At 61.8% G+C, this 11,197-nt stretch carries 12 protein-coding genes and 1 tRNA gene; 3 read left to right on the plus strand and 10 right to left on the minus strand.

The genetic code is table 11. The features are described from left to right. Positions 1-134 precede the first annotated feature (134 nt). The 8 genes from AAGD32_17465 to AAGD32_17500 all read right to left on the minus strand — a co-directional run bounded on the left by AAGD32_17465 (position 135) and on the right by AAGD32_17500 (position 4,788). Positions 135-220: transfer RNA gene (locus AAGD32_17465), tRNA-Leu, on the minus strand. Positions 221-287: 67 nt separating this feature from the next. Further along, positions 288-920 (minus strand): hypothetical protein, encoded by a 633-nt coding sequence (locus AAGD32_17470; protein MEM8876037.1) that lies wholly within the window; start codon positions 918-920, stop codon positions 288-290. Continuing rightward, the gene (locus AAGD32_17475; GenBank protein MEM8876038.1) at positions 917-1,114 is read right to left on the minus strand and encodes a hypothetical protein; all 198 of its coding nucleotides are present in this window, start codon (positions 1,112-1,114) and stop codon (positions 917-919) included. Before AAGD32_17475 ends, AAGD32_17470 begins: the two co-directional genes overlap by 4 nt. Positions 1,115-1,238: 124 nt before the next feature. Beyond that, positions 1,239-2,264, minus strand: a complete 1,026-nt coding sequence (floA, locus tag AAGD32_17480; protein MEM8876039.1) for a flotillin-like protein FloA — start codon at positions 2,262-2,264, stop codon at positions 1,239-1,241. A 59-nt stretch (positions 2,265-2,323) separates the two neighbouring features. Further along, positions 2,324-2,794 (minus strand): flotillin-like FloA family protein, encoded by a 471-nt coding sequence (locus tag AAGD32_17485; GenBank protein ID MEM8876040.1) that lies wholly within the window; start codon positions 2,792-2,794, stop codon positions 2,324-2,326. 5 nt (positions 2,795-2,799) lie between these two features. Further along, a complete protein-coding gene (locus AAGD32_17490; protein MEM8876041.1) occupies positions 2,800-3,285 on the minus strand; it encodes an NfeD family protein in 486 nt (161 codons plus the stop codon). 3 nt (positions 3,286-3,288) lie between these two features. After that, the gene (locus tag AAGD32_17495) at positions 3,289-4,200 is read right to left on the minus strand and encodes an NfeD family protein (GenBank protein MEM8876042.1); all 912 of its coding nucleotides are present in this window, start codon (positions 4,198-4,200) and stop codon (positions 3,289-3,291) included. Continuing rightward, positions 4,201-4,788 carry a S49 family peptidase gene (locus AAGD32_17500; GenBank protein MEM8876043.1) on the minus strand — a complete coding sequence of 196 codons (588 nt, stop codon included), beginning with the start codon at positions 4,786-4,788 and terminating at the stop codon, positions 4,201-4,203. Between the two features lie 75 nt (positions 4,789-4,863). Here AAGD32_17500 and AAGD32_17505 point away from each other — a divergent pair, with 75 nt between their 5' ends. Next, positions 4,864-5,625, plus strand: coding sequence for a hypothetical protein (locus tag AAGD32_17505; GenBank protein ID MEM8876044.1), 762 nt, complete (start codon positions 4,864-4,866; stop codon positions 5,623-5,625). Positions 5,626-5,720: 95 nt separating this feature from the next. Continuing rightward, positions 5,721-8,045, plus strand: a complete 2,325-nt coding sequence (locus AAGD32_17510; protein MEM8876045.1) for a hypothetical protein — start codon at positions 5,721-5,723, stop codon at positions 8,043-8,045. Positions 8,046-8,048: 3 nt separating this feature from the next. On the opposite strand, the gene AAGD32_17515 is transcribed toward AAGD32_17510, so the two are convergent. Together AAGD32_17515 and AAGD32_17520 are read right to left on the minus strand one after the other, a co-directional pair. After that, positions 8,049-8,813 carry a prepilin-type N-terminal cleavage/methylation domain-containing protein gene (locus AAGD32_17515; protein ID MEM8876046.1) on the minus strand — a complete coding sequence of 255 codons (765 nt, stop codon included), beginning with the start codon at positions 8,811-8,813 and terminating at the stop codon, positions 8,049-8,051. A 32-nt stretch (positions 8,814-8,845) separates the two neighbouring features. Then, the gene (locus tag AAGD32_17520; GenBank protein MEM8876047.1) at positions 8,846-10,336 is read right to left on the minus strand and encodes an MFS transporter; all 1,491 of its coding nucleotides are present in this window, start codon (positions 10,334-10,336) and stop codon (positions 8,846-8,848) included. A gap of 87 nt (positions 10,337-10,423) precedes the next feature. Between AAGD32_17520 and AAGD32_17525 the strand changes: the two genes are divergently transcribed. Beyond that, positions 10,424-11,197: hypothetical protein (locus AAGD32_17525; GenBank protein ID MEM8876048.1), on the plus strand; the 774-nt coding region annotated here is incomplete at its 3' end.

Genomic DNA, 11,197 nt, shown 5'->3' on the forward strand with positions numbered 1-11,197 from the left:
CCCAGTCCCGCGCCCATTTCTTACGCCAAGTGATCTCTCGGCCGCAGACGACACAGACTTTCGACGGCTCGGCCATGGGCTAACGGTACGCCCATGCAAAACGCCGCGACCGAGTCGGTCGCGGCGTTTGAAAGTGCCCGGGACTGGATTCGAACCAGCACCCACAATTAAGTGGACTACCACCTCAAAGTAGCGCGTCTGCCAATTCCGCCACCCGGGCGAGGGAAAGCAGAATAGGCATCGGCATTCCGCCGGACAAGCAAACGCTCGAACCGGATGAACGACGGTTACCACTCCGGACGATCCAGCACGGCCCGGGCCGCAATGACCTGCTTGACCGACTCGGGATTCCGCAAGAGATCAGCGACCGGGTGTCGGCGTTTCTTCTCGCTTTTTTGTGACAGGCCGATGGCGTCAACGATTTCCGTGTCGCCGATCTCGCCCGTCTTCACCGGTGCATCGGTCCCGGCCGGGCGTCTGGGAGCTTGCTGAATCGGCGGCGGAGTTGGACGCGGTGCTTGGGGGCGCGGCGGACGTACGGGTTCGGGCTGACGTCGCGGGGACGGCTCCATCCGCAGACGCTGCATCTCCGGCACCGCCACCCGACCGCCGGCAATGGGCATCACCGATTCGTGAGGTGACTCCGCCTGCGGCTCATCGTCGTCACCCGGGCCACGAACCGAACCCGGCGGCAGCCCAAGGGCCTCTTCCATTCGCCGACGCCGCTCGCGAAGTTGGGCCTCACGCTCGGGATCGTCCTCGGCAGCGCGCCTGTTTGCTTTCGCCACTTGATTGGCGATCGCGCTGACGATCCAGATCAGCACGAAGATGATCGGAATGATCAGCCCACTGATGGCCTCGATCAGACTCCCCAAGGCCAACACCGGCACGAACATCGGTGCGAAGGAGTACAACGTCACTGGGACGACGCGGTGCCCTTCTTCATCAGTTCGTACATCGTGTTGCCGGCCTTGCGTCGGGCTTGGCTCTTGGTCGAGCCGAGGTTGCGGCGATGCCGAACGCGCGACCGGGTTCGACCCAGCAGGCCGAAGGTCAGCCACTCGAGCCAACCGCGCCGCTGGGACGACACCGTCATTTGGGAGATGTGACTCATCCATGGAATCGTCCCGCGCCTTGGGATTCGACGCCGCGCCACGCAGCGTTGCGCGACAGAAACGTCCGAGAATATCGCCGATGACAGCGCTGCGTGCGCGTCACAATCGGCCCAAACCGACCGATCACGACTTGTTCTCGTCCTCGCCGGCGATGCTGGTGCGCATCGCGGTGTCGGCCTCGACGTTGCGCATCTTGTAATAGTCCATGATGCCCAGGTTGCCGTCGCGGAACGCCGCGGCCATGGCCTTGGGCACCTCGGCCTCGGCGAGCACCACCAACGCGCGGTTCTCGGCGACCTTCGCGATGTTCTCCTGTTCCTGCGCGACGGCCATCGCACGACGCTGCTCGGCCTCGGCCTGGAAGCGACGCTTGTCCGCCTCGGCCTGGTCGGCCTGCAGCTTCGCGCCGATGTTCTCACCGACGCTCACGTCGGCGATGTCGATCGAGAGAATCTCGAACGCCGTGTTCGCGTCGAGACCCTTGGCGAGCACGGCCTTGGACACGACGTCCGGGTTCTTGAGCACCGCCTTGTGATCGTCGGCCGAGCCGATGGAACTGACGATGCCCTCACCGACACGGGCGACGATGGTTTCCTCGGTCGCACCGCCGACGAGACGCTTGATGTTCGTGCGGACGGTGACGCGGGCTTTGACCTTGAGCTGAATCCCGTCGGCGGCGACGGCGTCGAGTGTACGAGTACCCATCTCGGCACTGGGCACGTCGATGACCTTCGGGTCGACCGAGGTGCGGATCGCGTCGAAGATGTCACGGCCTGCCAGGTCGATCGCCGTCGCGTTGTCCCACGGCAGCTCGATGTTCGCCTTGCTCGCGGCGATCATCGCGTTGATCGTCCGCATCAGGTTACCGCCGGCCAGGACGTGCGACTCCATTTGGCTCTGGCTCACATTCAGGCCCGCGCGGGCCGACTGAATGCGGGCGGTGACGATCGTGCGTGGGTTGACCTTTCGCAGCCGCATCCCGATGAGCTCGAAGATGCTCACCTTCGCACCGGAGACGAACGCCTGGACGTACAGTCCGATGAAGTTGAACAGCAGCGCGAAGATCACCAACAGGATCACCGCAACGACCAACAGGACGACCCAGAAGATCGGGCCCGAGAAGAGGGATGACGCAAGTGTGGGGAGCATGATGGACATGGTAGGAGAAGCGGTGACAGTTCGTGAATCAGTGGAATCGAGTTCGGGTTTCAGAAGCCCGCAGCTTCGACGGGCCTTGCCTTAGGACCGATGGCCAGGACACTCGGGTCGAGCCGCCCGGTTTCAATCTCGGCCGTAACCAGCAGGAACACCGGTTTGCCGACAAGATCGGCCGCCGAGACATGGTCCCACGTCAATGGCATGCCCCCATGCTTGGCGGCGATGAGACTGTTGACGCAGGCCATCAAATCACCGCCGGCGAGGACCTGTATCTCCATGTCCCTGCACGGAATGTCGAGCCCGGCACGCGTGGATTGAATCAGCGCTGTCACGACGGTGCGTGGTTTGGCCTTACGAAGATATAGCCCGACAATTCCGAAGGAGCCGATCGGCGCGCCGCTCACGCGGGCTTGGATGTACAACCCCAACGCAGGGAACAGGAACCAGAACACCAACAACAGCGGGATCAATCCAATCAACCAGCGCTGCGTCGGCGTGATGATGGCCAAGTCGGCGATCACGAGGGTCAGCCGTTGACGGCCGCCTCCTCGCGCAGCGGACGGACCTTGGCGACGACGCCATCGAAGCCGACGACGCGGACGGCTTCGCCGCGGCCGACGCTGCCGAACTCGCTGAGCACTTGCATGGTTTCGCCGGCGAAGTCCGCTTCGCCCATCGGACGTAGTTCGGAGAGCGCCGTGCCGACGGTACCGACGGGGACATTCAAGTCCGTGGGTTTGCCGGCGACATCGCTCACGATGATCGCCTTGCCGACCGGTGATTTTTCCCACACCTTCATCATCCCCGCGGCGACGAACGGCGAGACGACCAACGCCGCCACCGTGAGTCCGAGGCCCAGCCATTTGTCCACGAAAAAACAACACGCCAGCGCGCCGATACCGGCCAGTCCCGCGAGCACGCCCAGCACCCCGCCGGTCGGCAGGATCAACTCAGCAATCGCCAGCACCGCCGCGACGGCGACCAAGAGCAGGATGATCAACGTGAGCGACATGGGTCAGACCTTCCTCACGACAATGCGGTTGCCGTGGACCTCGCGGACGACGACGCGATCGCCCTTTTCGACGAAGCCCCGATCGGAGATGACGTCGAATACCTGATCGTTGAGCCGAGCTTGTCCGCCGGGGTAGAGATCGGAAACCGTTTCGCCAACGGTGCCGAGCGGGAGGATCGGATCGGGCGTGGACGCACGAGCCGAGCTGCCCCCGGATGCGGTCGCCTCATTCGGCCGGCCGGCGACATCGTTAAGGATGAGCTTGTTCGCATACGGCACGCTCGGCAAGAACCGGCTCAGCCACCACCACAGTCCGAGCGAAACGACCATGCTCGCCACCAGCGTCGCCAACCCGTAACGCAAGCCAGCCCAATCAATATCAAACGAGTAGCTGGGTGTGGTTCCGTCCTCGCCCGTTCCGGGGACGGGGATACGGATATCGGGAACGAACGTCATGAGCAGTCCGGCGAGCATGAGGCACAAGCCGGTGATGCCCGCGACGCCGAACCCCGGGATGACGAACAGCTCGACCAGAATCAAACCGACGCCGAGGATGACCGCGAGGATTTCGTACCACTGCGCATACCCGGTCAGGAACGGCACGCCCAACAAGAGAAACAACGAACTGGCCGCCACGGTCTCGGGCACACCGGTGCCGGGCGTTTGGAAAGCGATGTACAAACTGAGAAGGAAGACGGTCGAAAGGATGCCACGGGCGGTGAAGCCGGAGAGAAACGCAACGATCCTATCGCCCGCCGTCGGCTCGAGTTCGGCGATGATCTCGTAACCCCGCGCCTCGGCAAACGCCTGCGGCGTGGCGAAAGTGCCCTGGCTCAATCCAATCTTCTCGGCCACCGTGTCGTTGACCGTCAACAACGTGCGATCGCCGTCAATGGGCTGCTCGAGGTCCGGCACCTAAACCCAAGCCGCGTCATCAGCCTTGACGAGTTCGTCGTAATCTTCCTGGTTAACGAACCGCCGCTCGCCGGTCTCGGCGTTTTCAATGTAGTAGACGACGTGATCGACCACGACGAAGCTGCGCACGAGCGTCTTGTCGTAGCCGTGCTCCTCGGCGGAGTCGACGAACTCGGCGAGAACCAGCGACTCGGCCTTGGCCCGCTGAACGTCGCCCATCTCCCCGCCCATCGTGACGACGCCGGAGTCGCCGAGGAACGAGCCCGGCTCCATCACGATCTCATCGGCGGCCAACGCGATCATCGCACCGGCGCTGATCGCTTTCTCATCGACGAAAGCGGTGACGGGAATGTCCAGCTGCTTGAGCGTGCGGCCAATCCGCATGCCCGAGTCGACGAGACCGCCGAAGGTGTCAATCCGCACGATCAAACGCTCGGCCCCAAGGTCGCGGGCTTCATCGATCCGGCGATCGAGCATCGTCTGCATGTACGGGTCCACGTCCCCATCGAGCAGGATCGTGACCACCTTCTCGGCCTTGGCCATCGGTGCCAGAAGCAGCAGCGCAAGGATGAACGCGAAGTATCGCATCGTCTCCCATCATACGGAACCCCAAGCCGAGTCGCAGGGTTAGAAACGAAGTGAAAGTTCGTAAACTCCCGGACGATGCTCCGTTACTACAAGTTTCGCGACGAACTGTTCGCCCCGGTGCCGGCGAAAGACGTCTACACCAAACGCCCGACCGGCCATGGCTGGCCCGAGCAATGCCCGCCGGTCCGGGCGGCCAACGCCTTCGGGTTCGATCTGCTGGCCAACTACGACGTGACCTTTCACCGCACCGAAGACGGCTGGGAGTTCGAGGATCAGGTCACCCTCGCCTCGGACTTCGCGTGGAGCGGCGACGAGGAATCCGAAGGCCGACCGCTCGTGCAAGACTACGCGTGGTTCTGGACCAAGGGCCAGCAACTGCCCCACCCGATCACCGACGACGTCTGGCCGAGCGTGCGGGACCAGGTGAAGCTCTCGACGTTCTTGTTTCTCGAGACCGCCCCGAACGAGACACTGTTGTTCTGCGACGTGCCGTGGCGTGGCAAGCCACTGGCGGATCGGGCGTGGCGGACGATTCCGGCGCTGGTCGAGCCGGACTGGTATCCGACAGCCCACCCCTGGCACGTCGTCCTCGAACTCGACCGCCGACACGAGGCCATCACCATCGCCAAGGGCACACCCCTGGCCCGGCTCATGCCCCTACGCCGCGACACCTACTTCGCCGCCCCGATGACCGTTGACGACTTCGACCGCCACTTCTCCCGCAGCCAACGCTGGCTCAGCACCCACGGCAAACCCACCGACAACGGCCACGTACTCGACACGCAGAAGACCTACGTCAAACAGCAGGCCAAGAGCCGGTTCATTGTGAGAGAGTGACAATATCTACCTGTTTGGGCATGTGGATAAGCATGCTAAATATTTGACGAACCAAAATATGTAGGTACTTTCGCACAGTCTTTTCAAAGGGGCTCATGACATTCATCACTAGTCGCGCCACTGCGCAATCGTTTCTTCTCTTTACAATCGCCATAGCTACTTTTGCCTGCTCTTCGTTCGGCTGCAGCTCTAGCGAAGTTTTCCCGCCAACGATTGAGAAGCACAAGCGATTCGGTTGGGGCGACATCGATACAGCCGCAGATCATCTGAACGAGGTCTCCGAATCAGTGAATCAATGGGGGACCGTCAGCGTTTCGGGACCAAAACTTGAACGACCAAGCGACCGCTTTGAGTTCGCTCCGGATATATCCGATCAGCAGCTACTCGATGCGGCTGGTCAACGAGAAGTCTCGGCCGCTGACTCGTTGGCACGAGCATTGATCGCGGGTCTCGAAGCACGTGTATCTGAAACCGGAGTCGCGCTACCCGCGCTCGGTTCGGCAGCGCCGTCTACCAGACCCTCAGCTGCCGATCGGTTGGGGCCAACGACACAGCCCTCGCTCGCCGACGTGGGAACGACCCTACGGAACAACATCCGTGTCGCGGCCAGCAGTCGATTCGAGTTGGGACTGCACTCTGCGTTGTCGAAACCGAACGACGAGTTCGTTTCCACTCGGTACATGATCTTCACGGTCAACTGCAACCCAGGGTGGCGGACTGCACATGGCGGTTACGCTGGCAGGGTTGATGTCCAACTCAAGTTACAGCTCGACGGGAAAGACAGTGAGGATTTGGCGGAGTTTGTCACGATCACAGCCGTCTATCCTGCTTTTGAAGCCCAGCACGCAGACCTGCGAAGCGCCCGTAGCGAGTACTTCGAGTTAGCAGCGGCACTTGCCTACGGCGGTGCCGCTGGCACCGGTGAGGTTTTTGCGAACTTTGCCGAGCGCCTTGGAAATCAATCGGCCAGCGCGAGCAGCTTCGCCAAAGTGACAAGTTTTTCCACGGGAACCAATTTTGGATATGATTTTCGCCCAGGCTTCGATGCAAATATTCGTCCTGGAAATGGCAAACCCCGCAGCGGCTTCCGACTCGACGCCGTTACATTTCCCGCGCTTGCGGTCATCAATGTCGACGTTGAGGCGATACACGCCAACAACGATGTCCGCAAACTGGCCGCAGACGACGCAGTTACAGCCCTTGCCATCGTGCTGAACTTCCACGTTCCCAAAGTTGCTGACCCGGCCCGGCCAGGTTCAGTCAAACCAGATTTCGCAAACTTTACCAGTGATAAACAGAACTCGGCAATAGACGATTTTTTTTCTAAGGTTGAAAATTCACCCGCCGAATCGGAATCACTTGCCAGTCTTGCCCGGCAATTTTACCATGACGGCGGACCAGTCCCTGGGATTTTTGCTGACCCACTGTTGCAGAAGGATACTGTACAATTCTTTCAAGAAAAAAGTTACCCCACATCGTCCAGCTTTCTTCGAGTCAGTACACAAAAGCTTTATGACTTATCGCGGGAGGCGTCAACACGTGTTCTCCGCCGCGACCTGACGTTCAATCTCCGCCAAAGACATAGCTGGCGATCGCTGGGGCTTAATGGCGAGTCCCAGTTTGCCCACCAGTTCACTAAGCCGCTCCATCACGTTCAACGCCGGACTAGAAATGCGTACTTGGTAGGCCGCGCTCGCGATATCCTCGAACTAGAAGAAGAAGATCCAGGAGAAGAAGCGGAAAATGGCACAAAATCTGATGAAGCCTCTAAACTTGCGATCAATCACCTTCGCGCCGAAGCAGATTCGCTCGCTTCAGTTCTAGGCTTCGACGAAAGCTCAATCTCGATCGGCCCTTTCCTTCAACCCGCCAAGACGTCGAAAAGTCCCAAGATCATCCAAGTTACGCCCCCTGCGCTGCTAGTACCCACATCGGATGCATCACAACCGCGATTGGTCATGTTCAAGGCCGAAAGCATCCCAGCGAATCCTGCTGTAACAAATGTCGAGCTGTATGAAGTATCGAATGGAGTGGTATCCAACACTAAAGTACCTAATGGAGCCACACTCGACCCTAACGTGACCGTCGACAATCTGATCGGCGTGCTAGTCACCCCGCCTCCGCCATTTAAGCCACTACCACAGATTCGTACATTTGTCATCAAAGCCACAGTACCAGGCGGTTCGACTGTTACCGTTACATCACCACCGTTCGTTGTCGTCAGCACTTCGGGCAACAACACTCAACTCTCGATCGAACGCGAAAACGGCCAGATTCAGAGGATCGCCATTCCCAACGAGTTGTTGCCGGCCAACCGAACAAGCGCGGATATAGCCGAGTTCATCGAACTCATCGAATCCCTCCAACCGGTGATCAAGAAACCGCTCATCGACGTGCAGACCGAGAAAGATGGTGACTGACCCTCACTCGCCGAACTTCGGGTCGTACCAGTCGATCACTCGGGCCTCGCCGACGGGTTGGTCCCAGGTTTCACCGAAGGTGTGGGTGGCTGCGTGGCCGTCGGCGAAGACGTAGTTGGCTTTGCGTAGGTGGCGCTCTTTCGCCACGCTGGCCGGCTCGAGATCGTCGCCGACTTCGCCTCTGCTGCGGGCCATGTTGGTCATCATCCCACTCACGATCGGGTCGGGGTTGCCCCAGAACATCGGCATGACGTGATCCCGGTCACGCGTGTCGAGCAGCTCGGCGACCGTCACGACTTGGCTGGCGTTTTGGATCTGGGCAAACTTCAACCCGCCGTACGGCGGGTGGTTGCTGGTGAAGTAAGCGTTGATGCCGAAGCTGGTCGTGCGCGTTCCCGTATCCCAGCCCGGCCCGACATCCACCGGGCAGCGATACACCTCACTGTCGGCGTCGAGGTAACTGCTCTCGGAAAGGGTCACGATCCACGACTGGCTCATTACCATTCCCCCGCCCATGCCGTCGCCGCCCATGTCATCATCCATGCCGTCGCCCATCATCCGCATCGCGGCGTCCGGGTAACGGTTGGTCTTGTCGAACAAGGCATAGCTGTGCAGCCCGAGTGCGATCTCACGCATCTGGGCCAGGCACTTGACGCTGTTGGCCTGGGCACGGGCCGTCCCGAGAGAAGGCAGCAGTATCGCGATCAGCAATGCGATGATGCCGATGACGACGAGGAGTTCGACGAGGGTGAAGGCGCGTTGTTTCATGGGCCGGGAACGTAGTCGCCATGAAAGCGATGTCACCTGCGACGCTTTGCCACACGACGCACGATGCGACTCGTCTCACGCAGGCGACTTCGGCCGACACGCAACGGCAGGAACATGGCCGACTGCGCGTTGTTGTACAGGTTGCTCCCGACGAACCGGAGCGTCTCCCGGGCGGCGACGCGCGTCCGAAGACCACCCTCCGCCGCGACAAACGGCAGGAACACGACCGCCGCGACAATCCGCAGACCCATGCTCGTGAGCATGACGACCGCAAGGGTGGTGACGATGCCGAGCGGCGTAGCGATCTGCCAATCCCGCGTGGCCGTGGCGAGCACACCGAAACCAAGCCCGCCGAGCGCGCCGGCGACGTTCACGATGACGCCGTTGACCGCCGCGTAGCCCGAGCCGTCGCGTCGGCTGCCGACCATCTCCAGTACGTAGTTGGTGTTGGCCACCTCGATGCCCGACCAGAAGATCCCGCCCATGAAGCTGGTGACGAAGCCGATCGCGGCGACCGCCCAGAGCGGGCTGCCGTTGCCGCTGTTGAGCGCGACGATCGCCCACCCGCCCGCGACCGGGATGATCCCCGCCATCGCCGCAGCCATCACCGGCTTCTTGCCGAACCGGTCCACTGCACGCCCCCATGCATTGAAGCTCCACATCTGCGACACCATCGGCATCACCAACAACATCGTCTGGATCGCCAGGCTCTTGAGTTCCAGTTCGCGCACGAGCATCAGGTTCACGAACTGCGGCACCGGCGCGGCGCTCATCGTGAGCACCGCCACGAATGCCGCGAACCGTAGGAACTTTCCGTCGACCAGCGGCGCCTTGAGCGAGGCGAGCCCCGGCGTCTTCGCCTCGCGGGTCGGCACCTCGTGTGGCACACGCAGGAACAGAAGGATGTCCACCAGCCCGGCGACGGCGGCGCACGCGAAGATCGCCACGATCGGCCACGGCACGCCCGCCGCGTCGGCATTGCCATACCGGTCCATGACGTAGCCGACGACCAGTGCCGTTGGCAACGCCGTGAAGATCCCGATGCGGCGCCGGTTGGCGAAGTACCGTCCTCGTACACGCCGGGGCACGACGTTGGACATCCAACTCATGTATGCCGGCCCGCCCAGCGCACCGACCGCGTGGGCCGCACCGAAAAGCACCAGGAACGCGATCAACCCTGCCGACGGCCCCGACCATTGCCAAGCCAGCACTGGCACGACCGCGATCCCGATCCAAACCAGCCGCTGGATCAGAAACGCCCCGACAAAAATCGCTTTACGCTGCCCGGTCTTGTCCGTCAGCACCGCCGCCGGCAGCGACAACAACGACGCCATGAACGGCAGCGCCGAGAGCAACCCGAACGTGAACTCCGTCGCCCCGAGCCAATCGGCGTACTTCGTCAACGGCGCGCCGGCGATGGCCGTGAAGTAAACGCTGCCGAAGAGCCAGGCAAACGTCACGGTGCGCAGCGCCCGCTCGGTCTCGGTCGGTGGCGGCGAGATGGGCCGGGGTGGCTTATCCATGCGAGCCGCGAGGGTAGCGCTTCGGAATGGCGATTGGGCAACGGTTCCGGTTGCATGAGAACCGTGAACCGGGCAACCTATGCAGTTATGTCCAATCGACCCGCCACCGCGTTGCTGATGCTGCTCTGCCTACTCGTTCCCGCCTCGGCCTGGGGACAACAGATCGAGTACAAGTACCGCGCCGATCTGGACGGTCTGAAGTTCAACATCCGTGACCTGGAGGCCAAGGCCGACGCGATGGAGGCGTGGGTCGCGCAGTGGGAGAACGCCGACCCGGTCACGGTCCCCGACGCGGAGCTCAATAAGTACGCCAACGCCTACAACGACGCGGTTCGCAAGGCCGGCTTCGCCGCCGACGGCGTCGCCAAGCTGCCCGGCGACCACCCGCTCGTGCAGGAGCAGATCAAGCGGTTCCAGGATGTCGCGGCCCGCATCGACGCTACCCAGCCGGTCTTCAAACGCATCTTCGAAGCCAAGCAGGCCGGCACCGACACGACGCAGTTCGGCGACTTCGACGCCGACATCAAGAAGCTCAACGAACTCACCCAGGGCTACGGCAACTGGCAGGAAACCTTCTGGAACCGCCCGGAGTTCGCCACCGCACTGCTCACCGACTACCCGAACGTCGTGGCCGAGTATCGCCGAATCAAGGAGGCCTACACGCCGCTGCTCAAGTCCGACACCGCCGAGGCCCAGCAGATGCGCAACCGCCTCGGCTACGTCGGCGAACGCCTGCGTGAGCTCGAAACCGTCGGTGCGACCTACCTGCCGTTCAACACCCAGAAGGCGACCGAAGCCCTCGACCAGGCACAGGCGCTGATCAATCAGGCGATCAACGAGCAAAAGCCGGCGTTCTTCGGC

It is taken from the genome of Planctomycetota bacterium (genome assembly GCA_039182125.1).
In the GTDB taxonomy this organism is placed as follows: domain Bacteria; phylum Planctomycetota; class Phycisphaerae; order Tepidisphaerales; family Tepidisphaeraceae; genus JBCDCH01.